The sequence below is a fragment of the Exiguobacterium sp. s181 genome (assembly GCF_018617125.1).
In the GTDB taxonomy this organism is placed as follows: Bacteria; Bacillota; Bacilli; order Exiguobacteriales; family Exiguobacteriaceae; genus Exiguobacterium; species Exiguobacterium profundum.
The window spans coordinates 629270-651348 of record NZ_JACSJM010000002.1; the positions used below are offsets into that span (position 1 = coordinate 629270).

23 protein-coding genes are annotated in these 22079 nt (G+C 51.9%); 21 read left to right on the forward strand and 2 right to left on the reverse strand.

All coding sequences use genetic code 11. The annotated features are described in order from the left end of the window. The first annotated feature begins 12 nt into the window (after positions 1-12). On the forward strand, positions 13-1965 hold the full coding sequence (locus KNO70_RS09590; RefSeq protein ID WP_214812271.1) for a DEAD/DEAH box helicase: 1953 nt from the start codon (positions 13-15) through the stop codon (positions 1963-1965). On the opposite strand, the gene KNO70_RS09595 is transcribed toward KNO70_RS09590, so the two are convergent. Together KNO70_RS09595 and KNO70_RS09600 are read right to left on the reverse strand one after the other, a co-directional pair. Further along, a complete protein-coding gene (locus KNO70_RS09595) occupies positions 1865-3370 on the reverse strand; it encodes a recombinase family protein (RefSeq protein WP_214812273.1) in 1506 nt (501 codons plus the stop codon). The two genes, KNO70_RS09590 and KNO70_RS09595, sit on opposite strands and share 101 nt — an antisense overlap. A gap of 334 nt (positions 3371-3704) precedes the next feature. Continuing rightward, complete coding sequence (locus tag KNO70_RS09600) at positions 3705-4139, reverse strand: helix-turn-helix domain-containing protein (protein WP_214737470.1); 435 nt, start codon at positions 4137-4139, stop codon at positions 3705-3707. Between the two features lie 166 nt (positions 4140-4305). On the opposite strand from KNO70_RS09600, the gene KNO70_RS09605 reads away from it, so the two are divergent. The 20 genes from KNO70_RS09605 to KNO70_RS09700 all read left to right on the forward strand — a co-directional run bounded on the left by KNO70_RS09605 (position 4306) and on the right by KNO70_RS09700 (position 22067). After that, on the forward strand, positions 4306-4530 hold the full coding sequence (locus KNO70_RS09605) for a helix-turn-helix transcriptional regulator (RefSeq protein ID WP_015881504.1): 225 nt from the start codon (positions 4306-4308) through the stop codon (positions 4528-4530). 58 nt (positions 4531-4588) lie between these two features. Next, on the forward strand, positions 4589-4777 hold the full coding sequence (locus KNO70_RS09610) for a hypothetical protein (protein WP_214737468.1): 189 nt from the start codon (positions 4589-4591) through the stop codon (positions 4775-4777). Between the two features lie 259 nt (positions 4778-5036). Then, a complete protein-coding gene (locus KNO70_RS09615; protein WP_214812282.1) occupies positions 5037-6458 on the forward strand; it encodes an AAA family ATPase in 1422 nt (473 codons plus the stop codon). Beyond that, positions 6455-7015: an HNH endonuclease family protein gene (locus tag KNO70_RS09620; protein ID WP_015881508.1), complete on the forward strand. Its 561-nt coding sequence runs from the start codon at positions 6455-6457 to the stop codon at positions 7013-7015. Before KNO70_RS09615 ends, KNO70_RS09620 begins: the two co-directional genes overlap by 4 nt. A gap of 66 nt (positions 7016-7081) precedes the next feature. Continuing rightward, complete coding sequence (locus KNO70_RS09625; RefSeq protein WP_214812292.1) at positions 7082-7321, forward strand: hypothetical protein; 240 nt, start codon at positions 7082-7084, stop codon at positions 7319-7321. Positions 7322-7333: 12 nt separating this feature from the next. Further along, the gene (locus KNO70_RS09630; protein ID WP_214812294.1) at positions 7334-7969 is read left to right on the forward strand and encodes a P-loop NTPase family protein; all 636 of its coding nucleotides are present in this window, start codon (positions 7334-7336) and stop codon (positions 7967-7969) included. Between the two features lie 14 nt (positions 7970-7983). Next, a complete protein-coding gene (locus tag KNO70_RS09635; protein ID WP_214812297.1) occupies positions 7984-8382 on the forward strand; it encodes a hypothetical protein in 399 nt (132 codons plus the stop codon). An 11-nt stretch (positions 8383-8393) separates the two neighbouring features. Further along, entirely contained in the window at positions 8394-9377 is a 984-nt protein-coding gene (locus tag KNO70_RS09640) for a metallophosphoesterase family protein (RefSeq protein ID WP_214737458.1), read from the forward strand. Then, entirely contained in the window at positions 9374-9796 is a 423-nt protein-coding gene (locus tag KNO70_RS09645) for a hypothetical protein (protein ID WP_214812299.1), read from the forward strand. The genes KNO70_RS09640 and KNO70_RS09645 overlap by 4 nt, the downstream gene beginning before the upstream one ends. Before the next feature lie 217 nt (positions 9797-10013). Then, positions 10014-10370, forward strand: a complete 357-nt coding sequence (locus KNO70_RS09650) for a hypothetical protein (protein WP_214812301.1) — start codon at positions 10014-10016, stop codon at positions 10368-10370. Continuing rightward, positions 10367-10837, forward strand: a complete 471-nt coding sequence (locus tag KNO70_RS09655; RefSeq protein ID WP_214737452.1) for a hypothetical protein — start codon at positions 10367-10369, stop codon at positions 10835-10837. The genes KNO70_RS09650 and KNO70_RS09655 overlap by 4 nt, the downstream gene beginning before the upstream one ends. Before the next feature lie 3 nt (positions 10838-10840). Next, positions 10841-11338: a hypothetical protein gene (locus KNO70_RS09660; protein WP_214812303.1), complete on the forward strand. Its 498-nt coding sequence runs from the start codon at positions 10841-10843 to the stop codon at positions 11336-11338. Continuing rightward, the gene (locus KNO70_RS09665) at positions 11320-12996 is read left to right on the forward strand and encodes a DEAD/DEAH box helicase (protein ID WP_214812305.1); all 1677 of its coding nucleotides are present in this window, start codon (positions 11320-11322) and stop codon (positions 12994-12996) included. The genes KNO70_RS09660 and KNO70_RS09665 overlap by 19 nt, the downstream gene beginning before the upstream one ends. Positions 12997-13081: 85 nt before the next feature. Then, positions 13082-13852 (forward strand): hypothetical protein, encoded by a 771-nt coding sequence (locus KNO70_RS09670; protein ID WP_012726059.1) that lies wholly within the window; start codon positions 13082-13084, stop codon positions 13850-13852. Positions 13853-13877: 25 nt separating this feature from the next. Then, entirely contained in the window at positions 13878-16988 is a 3111-nt protein-coding gene (locus KNO70_RS09675) for a DNA primase small subunit domain-containing protein (protein WP_214812307.1), read from the forward strand. A gap of 17 nt (positions 16989-17005) precedes the next feature. Continuing rightward, entirely contained in the window at positions 17006-17749 is a 744-nt protein-coding gene (locus KNO70_RS09680; protein WP_251030088.1) for an HNH endonuclease, read from the forward strand. Between the two features lie 18 nt (positions 17750-17767). Then, positions 17768-18307 carry a hypothetical protein gene (locus KNO70_RS09685; protein WP_214737447.1) on the forward strand — a complete coding sequence of 180 codons (540 nt, stop codon included), beginning with the start codon at positions 17768-17770 and terminating at the stop codon, positions 18305-18307. A gap of 45 nt (positions 18308-18352) precedes the next feature. Further along, positions 18353-20914: a bifunctional 3'-5' exonuclease/DNA polymerase gene (locus KNO70_RS09690; RefSeq protein ID WP_214812309.1), complete on the forward strand. Its 2562-nt coding sequence runs from the start codon at positions 18353-18355 to the stop codon at positions 20912-20914. 266 nt (positions 20915-21180) lie between these two features. Continuing rightward, a complete protein-coding gene (locus KNO70_RS09695; RefSeq protein ID WP_214812316.1) occupies positions 21181-21525 on the forward strand; it encodes a hypothetical protein in 345 nt (114 codons plus the stop codon). Then, entirely contained in the window at positions 21522-22067 is a 546-nt protein-coding gene (locus tag KNO70_RS09700; protein WP_214812318.1) for a hypothetical protein, read from the forward strand. Before KNO70_RS09695 ends, KNO70_RS09700 begins: the two co-directional genes overlap by 4 nt. Positions 22068-22079: the final 12 nt, after the last annotated feature.

Genomic DNA, 22079 nt, shown 5'->3' on the forward strand with positions numbered 1-22079 from the left:
GAAGGTGACTGGATGCGAAAATCTCGCTCTGTCGAAGAAATGATCAAACAACTAAAAGACGATCCAGGTTTTTCAAACCACGTACGTCATTGGCACACGGTCGACGCTCGTCCGGCACAATATGCCCCAATTCCAGAACAAGTGCCTGAACAATTGGCGAATGTACTTAAGAATCGCGGAATCGAGCAGCTGTACACGCATCAAGCCGAGGCTGTGAAACAAACGGCGGCTGGTCATTCGACGGTCATCGTGACACCGACGGCTTCAGGAAAAACGCTTTGTTACAACTTGCCCGTCCTATCGAAGATGATTGAAAAACCTACAGCCCGTGCGCTTTATCTTTACCCGACAAAAGCACTCGCGCAAGATCAAAACAGTGACTTGATGGAGATGGTCGAAGCCCTTGAAGGGAATTTACGATGCTTCACGTATGATGGAGACACTTCACCTGCGGCACGAACAAAAGTCCGCGATGCGGGGAATATCGTCATCACGAATCCGGATATGCTACATTCCGGGATCTTACCTCATCATACGAAATGGATTCGTCTTTTTGAGAACTTAGAATATATCGTCGTCGACGAACTCCATACGTATCGTGGCGTATTTGGAAGTCATGTGGCGAACGTGTTTCGACGCTTGAAGCGAATCTGTGCCTATTATGGCAGTCATCCGAAATGGATCATGACCTCAGCGACCATCGCTAACCCGCTTGAACTTGCCGAGCTATTGACGGAAGAAGAAGTCGTTTTAATCGATCGGAACGGGGCGCCTCAAGGGAAGAAACATCTTGTGTTCTACAACCCGCCTGTCGTCAACGAAGCACTCGGAATTCGTCGAAGCGCGACGCTCGAGACGAAACGAATCGCCTCGAGGCTCGTGGAAGCGAACATTCAAACGATTGTATTTGCGCGGTCGCGCGTACGTGTCGAGGTGCTATTGACCTATTTGCAGGAATTGACACGTCGGGAGCTAGGACCAAAGTCTATTGTCGGTTACCGTGGCGGTTATCTTCCATCTGAACGTAGAGAAATCGAACGGCGGTTACGGAACGGGGAAATCAAGGCGGTCGTCTCGACAAACGCGTTGGAGCTCGGTGTCGATATCGGCCAACTGCAAGCGTGTGTCTTAAATGGGTATCCTGGAACGGTCGCTTCGTTATGGCAGCAGGCTGGTCGGGCCGGACGGCGCCATTCAGAATCACTCGTTATATTTGTCGCATCTTCGTCATCACTCGACCAACTCGTCGTCGAACAGCCGGACATGATTTTAGAACGTTCACCGGAAGCGGCCCGGCTTGACCCGAATAACTTGATTATTTTAGTGGACCATATGAAATGCGCCGCATTCGAGTTGCCTTTTCAAAAAGGAGAGCGATTCGGAACGGTCGATACGGAAGATATATTAGAGTTTTTGACGGATGCTCACGTCTTGCATGAACGGGCTGATAGATATTATTGGATGACGGATTCATTTCCGGCTCATGACATCTCGCTTCGGACGAGTGATCAAGAAAATGTCGTCATCGTCGATCAGACGGCAAAACATCAAGTCATCGGTGAAATGGACACGTTCAGTGCCATGACGTTGTTACATGATGAAGCGATATACTTACATGGAGCCGAGCAATATCAGGTCGAAAAACTCGATTTTGAGGAGAAAAAAGCGTATGTTCGCCGAGTTGACGTCGACTACTACACAGATGCGAATTTAGCCGTTGAACTGAAGGTGCTTGAAGAGAATAAGACAGATGGAGCGAAGACGTTTGGTGAGGTATCGGTCATCGCGATGGCCACTTTGTTCAAGAAAATGAATATAAGCACAAACACACGAGCAAAATCGCGGGTTTGTGCTTATATTTGTGTCAGTTATGCACTTTTGAGCGTGGAGAGTTATACGGATCGGGTTCGAACGCGACGCGAACTTCTAACGGCGCATTGTTCGGAAGGTGTCCGTGCAGCATGACGTGGTCGTCGTAGACCGTGCCGGTCGGGAAGAGTTGGCCGATCATGTTCATCTGTTCCTCTTTCGTCAAGAGCACGTCGAATCGCTCGGCGACGGCCAGGTACTGGATGACCATGTCGTAGTTGAACATGTTCGATTTGACGAGTTCCCGTTTCGTCGTCAACTGTTTGATGCGACGCACGTGGACCTTCAGTTCGCTTTCGAGCATCCCTTTCTGTTTCTCCAGTTCTTCCTTCGACCAGATCCCATCGAGATAGAGCGGGAGGAGACGATCGATCTTCGCCTGTGTCGTGTTCTTCAGGTCGTTCGCGTTCTTCAGGTCATTCTCCATCTGCTGGAGGTCCTTCGCGTCGTAATCTAGCTGGATGTATTTCTTCGCGGCGTCCTCGCTCGTCAGGATGCTCTTGATGGCCGCCACCAGGTTCGCCTCGACTCGCACCGTGTTCACCGATACATAACAGTCCTTCTGGCTCTCACGACGGCTGTGCTTGATGTAGAAGTGCAAGGCGTACTTCCGATCACCTGACATGTGGATCGTCAGCTTCCGGCCGCATTTCGCGCACGTGAGGTGCGTACGTCGGAGAAGTTGCGGGAACTCCTCTTTACGTCGGCGGAACTTGCTGGCCCGTTTCTCTTGAATGCGTTCGTATTCTTCCGGAGTCCGGAGTGGCGGGTAGATGTCGTCGACGGTAATCGTCTCGCCGTTCGAGAACTTCTTTTCCATGATGCCGTGGTATGCTTTATTCTTTAATTTTTGGCGCACATGAACATCAGACCATTCTTTCCCGTTCGGCGTCTTTCCAATCTTGCGCAACTCCTGGGCGATCTGCCAGTCACTATATCCCTTGTTCATGTAGAGATCATCGATAAATGGGATGATCCATGACCAGTCCTTATTGATGCTGTAGGTCCCCGTGTTCTTATCGTAATGGTATTCCATCGGCGGCTTTCCCCAGCCCTTACCCTCACGTGTTCTTTGTCGCTTTCCTCGCATCATCCGTCGTACGACGGATCGCTTCTCGCGTTTCGCGATCAGGTTCTTGATGTCGGATATGAATTCCTCGTCCTCGTTCGTCAGGTCTGTGATGTTTCCAGGCTCGGCGATCTTCACACCGTTCTCTCGTAGTGTCGACTTCAGGAATTCCCAGCTGATGGTGTCGAGGCGGCTTAGACGGTCCTGGTCGATACAGAGCACGACGTCTACGCGTCCTTCCTCCACACAATCCATCAAGGCGTTCAAGCCGATCTTGTCCAATTTACCGCCACTATCGACGTCCTTGAATTGCTCGATGATTTCCCAGCCCTGGGCATTCGCATATTTCGTCAGTTCTTCGGTTTGTGCTTTCAAGCTGTATTTATTCTCCTGGAGTTTTGTGGAGACTCGAATATAGATGGCCGTACGCATATTTACACACCTCTTGTATAAAATTTCTTGTTACATAATTGTTAAAGGCTAATTACGTCTTTTAATTCCCAACGATGACCAGATATGCTATGATAAGTTTATCGAAATTAGAACAGGTGTTCGCATTTATGTTCGTATTTTTAATTATAAAATATAAATAGCTGTTTATTATTGGAAGACTAGGGGGCGTTACCGATTAACATCTTGATCCAGCACACAGAAGACGTGCAAAACACCAAAGACGAGCCTATTTCACTTGAAACCCATGTTCCTGATTTTAATGCGCTGATGGAATGGCTGAAACGGCGCACCATCAAAAAATTAAATGAGTAGTTTATTTGTCTTTATCACGAAGTGTTCGCTGGAACTTGATGTACTTGATCGCTTCCTCGACTTCTTCCGGGGTGACTTCCTGGCCATCAACTTCCCAGGGGATATTTTTTAAAATATTCTCGTCAAACACTGTCTTACTTTTCTTTTCGCGGTCATATGGGATGTAGACCGTTTTCGATTCGTTAATGAATTTATCAAAATAAGATGTGCTAGGCTTTATGCCGTGAGCAGTATAATTTCTTGCATCAATCAATTCCTGGACTGGAACATCGAATACGATGGCCATTTTCATCATCGTGTCGACGTCAGGTAGCTTTTTATTCGATTCGTAATTCGATATTGATGACTGATCCAGTTCTAAATCCTCGGCTAACTCTTTCTGGGTTAGCTTTTTCTCTTTCCGTAATTGCTTCAATAGATCGCCGAACTTCAACATTTTTCAACTTCCCTTCATATCCATATTGTTCATAAACTATATTACTATAAGTCATGATTTGACGAAAAAAATAAAAAGATTTCGAAATAGGGTTGACGATATGACCCTAAGTCATATATGATGAGGTCAATCACATGACTTTAGGTCATATAAAGCGGGGTGGCACATGAGTCAGATCGTACCTAACCAGCGGCTAGTGTCCTTGCGGAAGGCTGCCCAGCTAACGCAGGAACAGCTAGCCCTCAAAATTGGCGTTACTCAAAGCATGATCGCACACATTGAATCCGGCACGAAAGATCCTGGTAAGGACAACAAGTTAAAGTTAGCCGCATTCTTTGGGGTCACAGTCGAGTATCTTTTTTATGAAGTTTATTATGACGTTAAGTCATAATAAATTTTTGCTCTCGAATATGACTTAAAGTAATAATTACTTGAAAGGGGGTGGAACCTTGCTGATTGACCCCGAGACAATCAAGAAGAATGCGTACCTACCAGAAAAGCTTAGTGCGCTTTCAAAAGTAAAACCTGCTGCGGCTATCGAACTGCTGCAACAGTGGGGCGATGGAAAAAAGCCCGTTAAAGAATTATGGGATGAAACGATCTTACAGCTGGAGACCGACCAAAGTACACCAGCGTAAGAAACTTGCTTACGAAACTATCTTAGCACTTGGTGATAAAGAAGTAAAGAAGTAAAGAAAAAATTATTTCTCTATGATGGGAGAATTTTATGACACATAAGACGGTGCTATACGCTAGTCGCATTTTAAGTGGCCACGAGGTGAAGAGCCTAACCGAGAAAGTCCAGTCCTTGCTACAAGAGGGGCGTGAGGTAGAAGCGAACATCTTGATGCTACGGCATGCGAGTCAGAATAGAGTTACCAGAAACGAGGTGCAAACATGCCTACCATTACGCAAGTTAGGCTAGAAGGGTTCCAGTCCCATGTGAAGAGTCATTTCCACCTGGGGCAAGGTTTAAACGTCGTGACCGGTCCTTCAGACGCCGGGAAGACCTCGATCATCCGAGCGATTCGCTGGGTGGCGTTCAACGAGCCACAAGGGGAAGCCTTCGTAAACGAGAAAGTCGGCGAGGCAATCGTCACACTTTCACTCGATAGCGGGGCGATCATCACGAAGCGCCGACGTAAGGGGAAGACATCTTATCTGCTTCAACTCTCGCCAGACGACGAGGGGAGCCTGTACGAAAAGTCCGAAGTTCCGGACGAAGTCAAAAACTTGCTTCAAATCGACAAGCAACGATTCGGGGATTTCGAAACGGCCCTGAACTTCGCCTTCCAGCTGGATGCCCCGTTCTTGATTAGCGAGACGGCAAGCGCTGGAGCGAAAATATTAGGAAAACTCGCTGGGACGGAGTGTATCGACCTAGCGATTAAAGGCATTTCCAAAGACACGTACGCCGCACGCCAGGAGCGTCTGAACGCAGAGAAGGACGTCGAACGGATCTCTGGTTCGATGCTCGCCTTCCTCGGAGTCGACGACCAAAAGAACGCGGTCGACATGGCCGAGATTGTTTTGGAGCAAGTGACAGCGTCGGTCGAACGGTTAGATCGATTTAAAGATTATACACGTCTCTTCGAAGGAGCCGCAGATCGGCTGGACGTCGTGACAAAGCGTCTGGACACGCTGAAGGACGTTCCTTTACTCGAAGGTATGCTTCAAACGGCTATCGACGGCCAGATTCGTCACGAACGTCTCCTGCTTACCTCGGGTGACTATCTTCGACTGACGGACCGAATCGAATCAATCGAACGAGACTTGTATCGATACAAGGACGTCACAGAGGCGTCAGAAATCGTCGGCAGTGTCCAGAAGGGTCTGGCTAGGCTCGAACGTCTACGGACGCTAGAGGAGGCTATGAGGCAACAGCAACAGGTCTTAAAACTGACGGACCATGTATTCGAACGAACGCAACATCTTCAGGAGGCGACGAACGCCATCCTCGAAATCGACGAAGACTTACGTCGCTACCTCTCGATTCGTGTCCTCTCTACGGAGCACATCCTAGTCGAGGGACGGCAGAAGTCAGCGACGGAACGACTCGAACGGTTCGCGGGTCTGGCAGAAAAGGGTGCGGGCACCATCAAACGCATCGATGTCGACTTCAAACAGCTGGAGTTCTATCGGGAACTTCACCGTGACTATGAAATCCGTAAGAGCACGGTCGAGATTCATAGACGTAACATCGAAGCCGCCGAGCAAGCAATCGTGGCGGCGGTAGAAAATGAGAAGGCCACCTGGCAGGAAGCGGGCGGCATCTGCCCACTCTGCGGGCAGCTACATGAAAGGGGAAGCCACGAATGAAAAACAGGTATGAAACGCTACACGAGAACGGACGGAAATACGTCGTATTGACGATCGTCTCACGCGTGGACGGCGAGTTCCAGGCAAAGATGGACTACGACATGTTCTATGAGAAGGACGTCGCAGGCGTCGAATCTTGGACCGTATACAAGGACAAGCAGGGACGGAAGTTCGCGAGAGCGGACAAGCACAACAAGCAAGTGCTCTTACACAAGCGACTTTTCAACATCCCACGCGGTAGCCACCTGGTCTTCAAGAACGGCGACCCGATGGACTGCCGAAGCGAGAACTTACAGCTGGTAGATCATGAAGGCAACATCACCGAAATGTACACGCCGGAGCCAGAGCCGACGGTCGAACCTGAATTGAAAGGCGTCACTTTTCACAAGGCGTCTGAACGCTGGAACAGTCGTCCTTACTGGCAAGGTGTTCGATACAGCCTCGGCTACTTCCAAACCAAAGAGGCAGCGGAAGAGGAAACCCGAATCTTCCTACACGAAGGACCGGACAGCCCACGGCTTAAACGAAACCAAAAGAACAAGCAAGGAGCGCCTTAATCATCGAGGACGTTCCGACCAGAACCATCGTCAACCAAAACTTAAAGCCGGAAGGGGCACTTACTCATGAGTAACTTGAAAGATCGTTTAGAGCAGGCGAAAACAAACGTCCGTAGCGCAGAAAACGCAAAAACCATCGCAGAAACGCAAAAGGCTTCAGCGGAACAACAGTTGGAAGAAGTCATCGCGAAGATGAAAGAAGAGGGTGTCACGCCGGAAACGATTAACGAGGAAATCGTGAAGCTGGAGAGCAAAATCACGGAAGACCTCGGAAAAGTGGAACGCTTAATCCCGCAGGACATTTAAGGGGGCGGGCACATGTACCAATTGATGAAAGTGAAAGCCGACTTACGGCAGGCCGCACAGAAAGTCACCGCAAAACTCGCACAACGCGATCTGCTCGTCTCACAGATGAACGAGGCAGACAAGCGGAAGAAGGTCGCCGAGGAGCAACTGGCAAAATACGACCTCGTCCAGATCCTTCTCCAGCATACGAGTGACTTCGCAAGACGTCAGGCAAAGCGACGCATCGAAGACATCGTCACGAGCGCACTGTCAGTCGTGTTCGGAAAAGATTATATCTTCCGGGTCGAAATCGAAATCAAAGGGAACCAACCCGTCGCGGAATACTACCTGGAGTCGGAAGGGGTCGTCACACAATTGAAGCCGCCGGATTACGACCGAGGTGGAGGCGTCGCCGACGTAGTCAGCCTTGCATTGAAGCTGGCCGTCGCGGAACTCTCCGGCGTTCGCGGAACGCTCTTCCTCGACGAGGTCGGGAAGCACGTCAGTCTCGAGTTCGCACCAAATGTCGCCTACTTCCTGAAGGAGTATAGCGAAAAGTTCGGCCGGCAGATCGTGCTGATTACGCACAACGAGCACCTGGCAGAAATCGGTGACGTCAGCATCGGCGTCACACAAAAAGCAGGACAGTCGCGCGTAGCGATCGTCTGATAGGAGGGAACGACATGTGCATCATCTGTGCAGTCAAAGCAATCATGAAAGTCGAACCGGGCAAGGAATTGAAGCGTGAATCAATCGGAAAGATTGACCCGACATTAGTTGTCGCACTCGACCGGGCAAAAACAGAATTACAGGTGCTTCAGCAGAACAGCAGCATGGACGCATGGCTCTTCAGAGAAAAGGGCATGACCGAGCAACAAATCAAGCAGGCACTGATAGACGCTTACGAAATCCGTTACGAAGAAGCTACGGAGTCAGTGAAAAAAGCCCAGGACGCAATTTTGAAGGCTGTAGGTATTAAACCGGACGCATGGGAGAAAGATGACATGCAATTCGAGATTAATAAAGCCGACTTAAATGTCTATAAAAGTTACTACGTCGACATCGTCGAAGCGCAGTCGTGAGGGGGTAGGACATGAAATTCATCTACCTGGGAGACATTCATATTCGAGGTAAGAACCCCCGAAACCGCACCGACGATTACAAAGAGTCGCTGAAGGCAAAACTTCGTGAGATTTTCAAGCTTGCGGAATACAACAAAGCGACCGCCATCATCTGTGCCGGTGACATCTTCGACCGTCCAGAGGTTACGAACAGCGTGCTTCTGGAGTTCGCGGAAGTGTTCAAAGAGAACAAGATCCCGTTCTATACGACGGCGGGGAATCACGATGTCTACAGCTACAATCTCGATACCTACTGGAGAACGTCGCTTCATATCCTGGAACTGATCGTCCCGAACTTCACCGTCATCAACGATTCGAAGAAGAACCTGTTACTGAACGAGGCGACAGGCGGTGTGGCCATCAGCTTCCAGCCATACACACATGAAATCGACCGTGACGGGTTCGGCTACAGCCCAGGGGACCCGGCGAAGGGATACTTCAAAATCCACGTCGCCCACGGCATGCTGCTCGACCACGACCCGAAAGTCTTCGACCGTTACACGTACGTCGGTACGGTCCAGACGGAAGCCGACCTGGTTCTCTCGGGTCACGACCATCTGGGGTTCGGCATTTACGAGCGGGCTGACGGCAAGGTCTTCATGAACTGCGGGGCCATCTGCCGACTCTCGGCAAGCGAGGCAGAAGTGAATCGGAAAGTGCAGGTAGCGGTCATCACGGTGGAAAACGGACAGCTTCAACCGATTGAATTGGTCGACCTTCGAAGCGCGCGACCTGGGAACGAAATCCTCGACCGAAGCCAGATCGAGGCAGAGACGAAACGACAGTATGCGATGGAAGAGTTCGCGGCCTTGATTCAGACCGACGACGGGAGCACGACGGCCGTCGACCTCGAAGCCATCATTCAAAACATCGCGGAGAAGGAAGGCTATGCACCGGAAGTCGTCCAGATGGCACTCGATAAGATTCAAGAGAAGAAGGAGGAAATCCACGCATGATTCGTATCGTAGACGACAAGACGAATGAAGTGAAAGCCGAGATGCTAGCGATGCGGCGCAGTATCGACCTCGCAATCAAGAACATCAAAAAGCGCCGTCATGTCACGACACTCACAACAGACGAACGTCAGAAGGTCGAACGGCTGGAGCGGAAAAAGGAATTCTTCAAAGTTTCGAACCATCTACCGGTCAGACTCGGGTCGATCGTCATCGATTACAAGACGCTAACCGCATTCCTGAAGAAAGTGAATGGCTTTAACGTCACGATTCAGCAGGACGACAAAGGCTTGACGGTCATCTATAAGCGGTACGGGCATCCTGGTGGGGAACTTCGACTGCTTGATATGACAGAGCGGTACGAATTCCTGAAGGAGTTACCGACCATCGAGATCGACACGCTGGAAGAAGTGACGGCGTGAAGACATGGCTATGTGGTAACTGTGGCCACGAGCACGTTGCAAGCGATTCACTCACAGAACTCGGATTCACCCAGTACGACAAAGACACGACGAAGATTGCCTGCGCCGGGTGCGGCACTTACACCATCCAGCGAGTCCACACCTACGACGATGCCGGATACCCGGTCGCAGGGCACTTCCTAATCGTGAAATCACATATACGGAAGGGGCAAGTCAAATGTCAGAGCAAAACGAGCAGTACGACTTCGGGTCGGAAAATGTACCCGCAGTAAAAGAGGAACGCAAATCGGAAGCCATCACGGTCTATCGTCCACAGTTCGACGTGGAACGTCTGAAGCCGGGAACGGCAATCAAAGTCAAGGCGGGACACGGATCATGGGGGTACAAGCACACAGTGAATGCCATCATCACGGACGTCAGCCCGTTGAATCTTGGGTTCGTGTACGTCGGGGCGGCGCTTGATAAATACAACCATCGTGACAGCGAGGTTTCGGAACGTCGCCATGATGTCGGTATCCACGAAGTCGACAGTCTCGAAGTTCGAATCGAAATCATCCAGGAGGTAAACGCATGAGCACATTACAAGTCGGATCGTACTCGCACATCATCAAACCCGAGAACGTCGAATCGGTGAATACGATGGTCGACGCGGCGTTATCGGATCTCGTCGCAATCGAAAAAGAAGTAGGGGAAGCTTACGGGAACCGTGCGGAACTCGTAAAGGCAGCTAAACAGCTGGAGGGTGAAATCAAGCTTCTCGAAGCTGGCGCCTTCATGAAAATCGGCGTCGACAACACGGTCGAAATCGACGGAAGCAAGGTAAAGCTTGCGAACTCTGAAATGCGTGACATGTATCGCCGTTACGTCTCACGGGAACCCCGGTCCCAATTGACGGGCATCGAGGCGGACCTGGCGCAAGTCGAATGCCAGATCGCCCTCATGAAAGACCGATGGGACATCCTGAAGCAATCGACGAACTTAATCGAGGCGCGTGCCTGGGCACAGGGCAACCTGCTTAAATTCCTTAGTTCGAAAGGGTAAGCCATGAACGGGAAACAAAAAGAGCGTCGTCAGAGGGGGGAGGACTTCCAGCTGGAGATCATGAAAAGCTGGAGGCTTGTCCCGAATGTCTGGACGATGGTCATCAAGGACGGGGGAGGAGGAGCGAGACCTGCCGACCGAATCATTTTGACGGAGCCGATCAACATCCTGGCCGAGTTGAAACGAACGAAGAGTCGACGTTTCGAACTCTCCTACCTCCGACCGAACCAGATTCAAGGGTTAATTGATTTCGATAAGGTCATCGAGCGCAACGTCGGGCTGGTCTTCATCAGCTTCCACGACCCAGACGAAGGTCTTGATAAGGCTTACGCCTTCCGGCTCGCAGAAGCGCTTCTATACATGCGAGAGAAGGGGACGCTTTACATCACCCTGGACGAATTAGAATCGAACCGCATCGTCTGCGCCGAACTTCCGAGAAACGAGAGCGCGACGAATACTTACGACCTGAAAGGAGTGATTGAATGCTTCAAATCTTCATAACACACAACATTCGCATTCGAGGGGCATCGACACCGATTCGGGCCGCCATCACGCGAGCATTGACCGTCGATAACCCGGCATATAAAAAAGCAAAGCGTATCGGGAAGAGGGCGTGGGGCATCCCCCCGAAACTCGAACTCTTCATCCACGACCAGGGCGATCTGGTCGCACCCAGGGGCTTCGAGAATCAACTGAACGGGATTCTGACCCTGGGCGGCATCGACCCGAAGAAAGTCACGAGCCGTCGGCAGACCGCAGGCAAGGGCGTGGATTTCGGATGGAACAACGACTGGAAGCTCCGTTCTTACCAGGAACCGTTCATCGAGGCCGTCACCAAACAGAACGGCGTCGGGATTGCACCAGCAGGGAGCGGAAAGACCATCATGGGACTCCGTTACATCAGCGAAAAAGGACGGGCGGCCATCTGGCTGACCCATACGACCGACCTGATGTACCAGACGGCCGCAAAAGCCGAGAAGCTACTTCCGAACGTCGGAAAGATTGGATTTTTCGGGGACGGGAGCCACGAATGGGGCGACGGCAACTTAATCATGGCCACGGTCCAAACGCTTCAGCGAAACGGGCACTTGATCGATGCGCTGAACGAGTTCATTGGAACGGTCGTCATCGACGAGGCGCACCACTTCCCGGCGGTCCAGTTCGTCGACACGGCTGGAAGATTCAAAGCGGAAAACATGCTGGGGGTCACGGCCACACCGGAACGAAAGGACGGGCTAGAATGCTACATGTACAACGGCATCGGTCCACAACTGCACCGGGTCGAACGTGACGATCTTTACGACAGCGGGGAACTAGTCAAGCCGAAAGTCGAATTCGTCTACACGGAATTCAACTTCGACAGCGCGAGTGACCGAAATGAAATCGACAGCGTCGAGGCAGGTGGTGACGATATGGATTACTCGGCTGTCCTCCAGCGTTTGATTCAGGACCCAACACGCCTCACACTCGTCGCGCAGAGCATCCTGGATGCGTCTGAAGGTCAATACTCCATCGTGATTGCCGAGAGCGTACGATACAGCTTCCAGCTTCGTGACAAGGTCGCCCATCTCGCGGCGTTAGCCGGAAAGCCGATGCCACGAATGGCGGTGGTACACGGTGGAATCAGTCGCTACAAATGGGTGACAAAGCGTCCGGTCGGGGTGGAGATCATCGAGGAGCGGACCGGAAAGACCGGAACGAAATACAAGGTCGAGAACTACACGCAGGACGAGATGCAGAACTGGCAAGTCTCTGCCGGCCAGCGTAAAGAGATCATGGCAGCGTGTGACCGCAAAGAAATCGACATCCTATTCGCGACGCAACTCGCCCGAGAAGGATTAGACATGCCTCACTTGACGGTCGGGCACATGGTCATGCCGAAACGAGGCGATGACGCGAAGAAGGGGAACGGTGGAAGCGTCGAGCAGGAGATCGGGCGCATCCAACGGAAAGACCCGACGAACCCCGACAAGCAGGCGACATGGTACGACTACGTCGATTACAACGTCGGGGTGTTCCGACAGCAGTACAACAGCCGACGTAAGGTGTACAAACGGCTGGGAATCGCGGTACCGAACAAGCCACGCACGGAGCGCCAGGAAATCGAAAGCTTCATGACGAGCGGCAAGATGTTCGATTTACCAGACCTGCCCTATTGAAAGGAGTGATGCGACGGATTACTCGTCACATGTGTTTCGAAATTCATTGAATAAACTAATTTAAAACAAAGGGAGCCATGTTCACATGACACAGAAAAACGAAAACGCAACTGAAGTAGTAGAAAAAAATGAAGGTGAAGTCGTAGAGAAAAACGAGGTCGTGACACAGGAGAAGGCACAGGCGCCTGCGGTCGTCGCGACAGGGAGCACGTACATCTCGGCCATCCTCGAAGAAACGAAGCGTAACTTCGTCGAAATCAACGCAGGGCTGGACCTCGACTTCGTCCGTATGGGCGACTGGCTCACGATCGACTCGAAAGGGAACTTCGGCGAGAAGGATGACGATTCGGTCAAGTTCGGTGACTCGATTGACGTCGTCGTCGGTTACGGGGAACAGCGCTACAGCCTCTGGGGTCATGAAGGAACTCCGGAAGAAGGCCAGTTGATTGTCGCGGACCCGGATCGTGACCAGGCGCTCGCGGCACTCGGCGAATACCTCGCACAGAACCCGGAAGCGGCGGAACGCTACTCGGAAGAAGACGTTAAGCTTCGCTACATGGCATACGTCGTACCGGTCGCAACACTCGCACCTGGAGAGTTCCCGCAGATCTACCTCATGTCGTTCAGCCAGACAGACAGCTTCGGCTGGGGACGTTTCGCGATGAACTGCTACCAGGGCAAGTACAAGAAAATGAATGTCCCGGCACGTACAGCGGCAAACGCAGTCGTCGTTCGCTTGACGACAGCAGAACGTAAGCAAGAATCACGCAAGTGGATCGGAATCGACTTCACGCCAGTCGGAGTATTCAACCCGGCAGACTACGGTCTCGACCCGAACGAATTCGTATCGAACTAATCAAGACAGCAAAGGGGACGTCAACATGGCTAAAGGTAAAGAAAAAACTCATAAAATCGAGGACTTTATCTACGTCGACGCCTGGTATAACAATCAAGACGGAAAAGGGATTCCGTGGAAGCGCATCAAGGTGGATGAAGTCAAGGAGTTCCAGAACGAGGAAGCGATGAACTTCAACTGCTTCACCACCGTACAGCGATTTAATTCCCCAGAACGAAAGAAGGGGGCGGAGTTGTTTACTGCCCCCCTCTATTTCGATTTGGACCACGAGAAGGACCCGGCAGTCAGCCAGGCAGACGCAGTAAAGTTAATCGATTTTCTTACAGAAGAATTAGACATCGCAGAGAGCGACATCTGGGTATATTTTTCGGGATCGAAAGGATTCCACATCTTGGTCAATTCCCAGGCGATCGGGATCGAGCCACGCGAGGATCTGCATAAGATCTTCAAACACATTTCAGGATATTTAGTGCATCGTCTGGAACTGGAGAGCCTGGACCTCGTCGTCTATACGGCGAAACGGATGCTACGTCTTCCGAACACCGTCCACCAAAAAACGCGACGCTATAAGATCGAACTGAACGTCGGGGAATTGAAGACGATGTCACTCGATGAAATTAAGAACCTTGCCGGACAGCCACGTAAGCCAGACGAACTGAAGTACACGAACCAGGTCAGACGTGAATCAGTCAGTCTGCGTCCTAATGCGAACACCTTCTACAAAAACAAGATGGACGAGTACCTTGAAGCAGCGGCAACATCGAAGAAGAAATACGACACCGAGGAATTCAACTTCAAGAAAGGCAAGCCACCTGCTTGCGTCGAGGATATCCTGAACGGGGGCTGGAAGAAAGACGGCGACCGAAACCAGGCGACCGTACAGCTTTCCTGCTATTTCAAGGATGCAGGTCATACGAAAGAGGAGACGCTGGAAATCCTCGAAGAGTGGGTGCTGAAGCATACGAGTTCGAAATCTGGGTACGAAAAGAGCCAGCGTGTGGCCAACACACGAAGCGTCGTCGATTCGGTCTACGCTGACGATAACCAGTATCGGTTCGGCTGTGCCTTCATCCGATCGCTTCACGGCGAAAAGACTCCAGGTGAAAAAGATTACGACCGGGTCGCATGTGCCGGGTCTTTATGCCACGCATTGAAGAAGCAAGACATGAAAGAAGAAGACATCGAACTGCTGCCACTCTCGCAGACCGGGAACGCGGACTACGCAGAGAAGTCGGTCCGGACACGGGTCATGGTGGCCGGGAAGAAAGCCACTCCGTACATCGTACCGAAGACCATCGAATACGAGTGCTGGGGACGTGAGAACTGTAAGAAGACAAGTTGCCCACTCTTCGACATCCCGAGCCACACGCTGTACAAAGAACTCGGCGTACACGACCGGGAACTGATCCAGATGACGGGCATCGGAGACGACAACATCAAAGGCATTTTGAAGACGATGTCAGGCATCCCGAACTGCGCGAAATATAACACGGAAGTCGTCGAGCAGACGAACGTCGACGAATTGCTCGTCATCCCGATGGCGGAAGACGACAAGGAGGCGGACCTTCTCGACAGTAGCAACGAAGGGAAATACGTCCTACGTCGGGTCTACTCGATCGGTGACGTCAAGATCAATGAGAACAAGCACTACGAACTGACCGGAACGGTCTATCCCCATCCGAAGAACCAGGAGGGGACGATTTTAATCAACGCGGCCAAACCACTCCAGGACGTCGTCGAAAGCTTCCGTTACACGGAGGACGTCAAGGAAAGCCTCGGCATCTTCCAGCCTGCGGACTACAGCCCGGCTTCGATTGAAGAGAAGCTCGCGGCGATCTGCAACGACTTGACATACAATATCACGAAAATCGTCGAACGTGACGACATCCTGCTGGGGGTCCTCATGGTCTATCATTCGGTCCTTCGCTTTCGGGTTCCGTGGGCGAACGAGCCGATTCGAGGATGGGCAGAGATGAAGATCGTCGGGGACACCGGAACCGGTAAATCTGAATTGATCCGAAACATCATGCAGTACGCTGGTCTAGGCGAGCGAGTGAACGCCGAATCGACGAGTCGTACGGGTCTCACATATAAGATGGAGCAGTCTGGGGCGAATGGTGCCTGGTACATCGTCTGGGGCGCATGGCCGCTTGCAGACAAGGGCATGATCTGGATCGATGAAGACACCGGCATCTCGAAAGACGACTACGGTGAAATGACGCTCGCACGGTCAGACGGAAAGCTGGAGGTCAAACGGGCCGTCACAGCTGAAACACCTTGCCGGGTCCGGGCCATCCTTTCCGGAAACGTTCCAAAAGGGAAACGCCTCGCGGACTACGCCCAGGGCGTCGAGTCATTAAAAGAAATCTTCAACAACGAAGACATACGTCGATTCGATTTCGCGGCATTCATGCGAAGCAACGACGTAGCGGAAGAAGTGTATAACCAGGAAATCGGAACGTTCCCGTCGTTCATCGACAAGGACGCACTGAAAAATAACATCCTGTTCGCCTGGTCACGAAAACCGGAAGACGTCATCTTCACGGACGAGACGACACAGAGCATCCTGAACGTCGCGACAGCCTTATCGAAGCTTTACGGGAAAGCGACCGACATCCCACTCGTCTCACCTTCCGACCAGCGAAACAAGATTGCACGTCTAGCGGTCGCACTGGCATCCCTTACCCACTCGGTGGACGAGTCGGGCGAACGGATCGTCGTCCTTCCGGGTCACGTGGAGTTCATCCACGAATACCTGAAGGCACTCTATAACAGCCCAGGGGCCGGCTTGAATTACTACGCTCGCCTGGCGTTGAAAGAGGAAGACATGACGCAGGACCGATACGAGCGGTTCACCGCAGACCTGAAGAAGGTCGACACGTTGAAGACAACCCACAAGTTCTACGATTTCATCAAACTGTTCGCCCAGCAGAAATATCTTCGTCTCGGAGACATCGAGGCGATGCTATCCATCGAGAAGGACGAAGCGAAGAACATCGTCAACCAGCTGGTGCGCATGCGAATGATTCAAAATACGTCGGGTGGTTTCCGGAAGACGCCACGCTTTAACGCCTACATCCAGTTCGCGATGCAACTGGGCGTCTTCGACAACATCGACGACGAATACGACTACTAAGAAGGAGAGACGTTCATATGTACCTGTATGACCCGATGACGAACCAAACACGAAAGACTACAGCCAAAGAAATGAGCGAGATGACAGGGCAAGATAATGGGTCGATCCGTTCATTCGCATCGAGACAGAAAAAACTGAAACGAATCGGCGTGTATCTTTCGACGGCCGAGCCTACGATCAAGCAACGTCGTGAATGGTATTCGAATGAAATCATCAAAGATGAAGCCTGGGTCGAGGTACAGGGGTCGGACGGTCAGTTCCTGATTTCGAACTACGGTCGCGTCCAGCGGGTCTACAAGCACACGATGAAGTTCATCCTACCTTTCCAATATCAAGACAAAGGATTCCTTCAGGTCAAAGTGCGATTGAACGGTAGATACAAAGAGTATAAAGTCGCCCACCTGGTAGCCATGCACTACCTGGGTCCGATACCGGAAGGCGCAGGCGTCTTCCACAAGAACGGAATCCGGATGGATAACTTCGTAGGAAATCTGGAATATATCGACAAACAGACGCTTGGGAAACGGACCGGCTATAAAGCAAAGAGCCGGGCAGTCACTCTATATGAACCCGAGACGAAGGCATTCATCAACGAGTATCGTTCAGTACGAGAGGCGGCACGGAATAACCCAGTGTCCTATCAAGCGATCTACGACCACTTGAATGGGTTGACGCCTTCGGCGGCTGGGATGATGTTCATGTTTAGCGATGACTATGAAGCAGAATTCGGTATGGCATATGACTTGCCATCTTCATCATAAAAGGGAGGAATTGCCCGCATGGAAAACGATTATTATCTGACACCGGAACACTATGAAACTGCCGCAACAAACGGGATTTCAGAACAAGCCTTGTACCGACGCGTCTATCACGAACGGATGCCAATCAAGCGGGCAATTACGCAGCCCCTACAAAAGAAGTCGCCACCCCTTTGGCCGATTTGGAAAGAGGTAGCGGAAGCGAACGGCGTCAAGCAGGCCACATTCACCTATCGAGTGCGCAAGCTGAAGATGGACCCGGAAGAAGCAGCCACGATGAAAACGGCGACGCGTCAAGAACTCGCACAGCGAATGAACGAAAACAAGGCACGTGTCTTGACCGACGAACAGATCGAGACGGCCAGACGTAACGGCATCAACTACCGATGTTTTCATAAAAGAGTACAAGAGGGTATGCCCATCGAAGAGGCGATGACGAAGCCCACCATGACGAAAGCCGAGACTGCCGCATATGCCCGGTCCAAACGAAAGCACGACTGTTACGTGAGACGGAGCATCAGCGCGTTCTGGGGAGAGAAGAAAAGCAAGACTATCGTTTAAGCATCATGTGTTTCTAATTTAAATAAATAAGGAGTGGAATGAATCATGAAACTCGGAGGATTATTCGGGAACGCGGGCGTCAAGGCGCCCCTCGCCCGAGCACCTAAACCGACAACGCAGCCAGGGGGGACGAGTCACCTGGAGGCGGTTTTATCTACTGCGCCACCAAAGCCCGGCGAGTTCCGAATCGATTGGGGCAAACCGGCACCGCAAGCCGTGAAAGACTACGAGGTCATCCTGACGCTGGAGGAACTGGAGCAATACCTGAAACGGTGCCAGGAAACAGGCTTCGCATCATTCGACTGGGAGACAGCACCGAGCGAGGAGGCGCGAGCGTACTACGTACCACGGATCGACACGCTGACAAGCCGAATCGAAGAACTCGAAGCGGGCATACTCCAGCTGGAGGGGAAATCGGACGCCACGGTGACAGACAAGGGCGTGCTGAAGTCATTGAAAGCGGAACTAAGCGTCAAGAAGGGGGAACGTAAGGAACTCGAAGAAACCTTCTCGAAAACCCCATTCGACCCGCACCAGGCGGACATCTGCACCGTTTCAATCTCGGCGAAGGCTCACGAATCGCGCGTCATCCCGATCAGTCACAAGGTCGGGAAAAATATCGCCCCTGAACTTTCGCGGGACGAGGCTCGTGAAGCGGTGCTTGACCTGATGGACCGTTACGTTTTCACGCACGAACCGACATTGAAGATTGCCGTCAACCTCGCATTCGAAACGAAGTTCGCGGCTCGATACAAGCGCTATATTCTCGGACGCGTAGCCGACCCGTTGATGATGTGGGTCCGGAGCATGCAGATCGCGGCTCCGGGTCGATTGAACAGCCTAAGCAAACCGCACACCGGGTGGGGCCTGAAGACGGCCACGAAAAAGACATTCGGCGTCACGATGCAAGACTTCAGTCAGTTGCTTCAGAAGAAGGGCGTCCAGTTCTTCGACGAGATCGATGCCAGCACGAAAGAAGGATTCATCTACTCGGCAGAGGATGCGGATTACGGGCTTCAGCACTATCACTACTGGAAGACGATCATCGAGCAGATTCCAGGGTACGACAAATGGCTGCACGACATCGAAATGCCGTTCATGCGCGTCATCGGAATTATGGAGTTCTGGGGGATGCCGTGGAATACCGATACGGCGAACGCTCGGTACGAAGAAGCGCTTCAAGCACAGGAGAACGCATCGGAAGAAATCAAACGCATCATCTTCGAAGCGACAGGCGAGGAAGTCGCACCAGGCAAGACGGGCAAGACAGGAAGCGTCAAGCGGGCCCTCTTCAACAAAATGAAACTACCGATACCAAAGCTTAGTGATAAGACGGGGAACGCGTCGCTCGACGAGGAGGCACTGATCGACATGCGGTTCATGCTCGAGAACAAGCTGGAGTCGATTGACGAAGAGAAGTATCTGGGCATTCCACTTCCGGAAGGATGGGAGGACATCGAGCCGGATGCGAACTACGGAGAACCTGGATTCAACGGGGACATTTCGAAACAAGAACGTGGCGCCATTCGAATCAAGAAACGCGACTTTCATCCGTTCAAGGACGCAGGAATCGCATTGATCGAGCAGATGATGAAAATCCAAAAATACACGACGCTGATTTCCAGCCATATCGTCGGGCGTCAAAAATACTTGAACCCGTTCACGGACCGCATCCACGCAGGATACAGTTCGTTCACCGATACGGGCCGCCTGAACAGTTTCAAACCGAACGGCCAGAACGTCCCTCGTCCCGATAACGATGACTTCAAGATTCGAAGTTTCTTCGCACCGAAGCCAGGCAAGATTCTCTTCTTTATTGACTTTAGCGGGTTCGAACTCCGACTGATCGCCTGGAAATCAAACGACGAAGTCATGATCGAACTCTTCAATACGAACGGCGACATGCACCGACGTACAGCGTCTGCATTGACCGGGAAACCGGAAAGCGACATCACGAAGATCGAGCGGACGAACGCGAAGGCGGGTAACTTCGGCATCGCTTACGGCGGGACGGAGTACGCGCTTCAGAAGACCTTCAAGACGGATTACGGGGTGCGGAAGACGCTCGACGAGTGTGCGGCCATCGTCAACGCAGTCAAGACGGCTTACCCTCGAATCCCACAGATGCAACGTCAGGCCATCCTCGACGCGCGGGAAAACGGCTATGCCGAAACGATTTACGGTTACAAGCGATTGCTTCGGGACATCAACGGCACGAATTCAAAGCTACGTGGTTCAGACGAGCGACGTGCAGGGAACACCCCGATTCAAGGTTCCGCAGCGGACATCATGAAGGACTGTCAGAACAAAGTGTACGACCGCATCGGGGAAGACACGTTCAAGCAACGACAGGGCGAAACCGACGTACTCTTCACGCATGGCAGCATCGACATGATCGCCCAGATCCACGATGAAATGATTTTCGAAATGGATGACGACCCGGCTCTTGTAGAGAAAGCCGGCGCATGGATCAAGGCAATCATGGAGCGGCCCCCGTTACCTGACTTCCCGGTACCGGTTATCGCAGAAGCCTCGGTCGGCAAGGACTGGGGCACCAAAATGGACCTGGAGGAATGGGTCAACGCACAGGAGGAAGTCGCACGATGAACACGAAGTCAAGGGTCCCGATTCACACGAAGACGACTGCAAGCGAACGAAGCTACAAGAGGGAGGGGTGGCCCGTCGGGGTCATCTCTCGGCAACCGGTGGATGACTCGAGCGGATTCAACCATCTGACGATCATCTGGAGCGTGAACAAGATGCGCAAGGATTATTCCGAGACAGCGCGACAGCATCGACGTAAGGGGAACCTCTCCAGGTATTCGCAGTCGCTGTTCGATAGTTGCTTCAAGAATTGGTAAGGAGGTGCAGAGATGGCAGACATTCGCGACAAAGTTATGGAGAAATTGAACACCGAATGGGACAAGTTATCCCGTCAGCAACGCCGACGTATGAAACAGCAGAATCAAAAACACGAAGCCCGGACGACATTCACCCGTCAGGAATTACGGGAGGCGAACGCGGCGTCGTATGAACTTGGAAAACAGATTGCGTTAAAAGCCGCGGCGAAGGCATTGAAGCTGGGCGACGTTCGACTTGCTAGGGTCACAGAAGAACTTGCACGTCAGGAGTATGAAAACCTAGTCAAACCGATTGAAATCATCGACGGCGTCAATCTGAAAGAGAAATTCGAGGCAAGGGGGACAAAGAATTCATGAGTGTCAAACAACAATTATTGAACATTGTACAGACGAAAGACCCGCAACGTCCTGACGACTGGAAGCAGTTCATGGCAGAGGCGTGCATGATCTTCCGACAAAAGAGCACGGACTACGAAGACCGATTCATCAAAGCCCTCATGACGATGGACGCACATACCTTGTGGGCATGGGAAGTCGATAAGAAGCTGGACCGCATCCGGACATGGCTGAAGCGCGGCGAACTCCAGGTGAAGACAGAGGGCATCCGGAACTCGGTCGACGATCTGTTCATCTATACGGTCCAATACGTCGCCTGGAACGACACGAAAGAGGACGAGCGACCGAAGTTCCTCGACCGGGTCCAACACAATCGCTCGGGCTTCCTCTACTGGCATGCCGATACATTCAAGCCGAAATACTGGGTCGACTTACTAGAAGAAGATGGCCGCATCCATAAAGACGAGAAACTGCTGAAGCTGATTCTTCGCCAGTACATGGGTGACACCATCCGAACGGACGAGTGGCAGAGCGCCATCCGGACAATGCTGAAGGAAATCTGACGTCATGAAGAA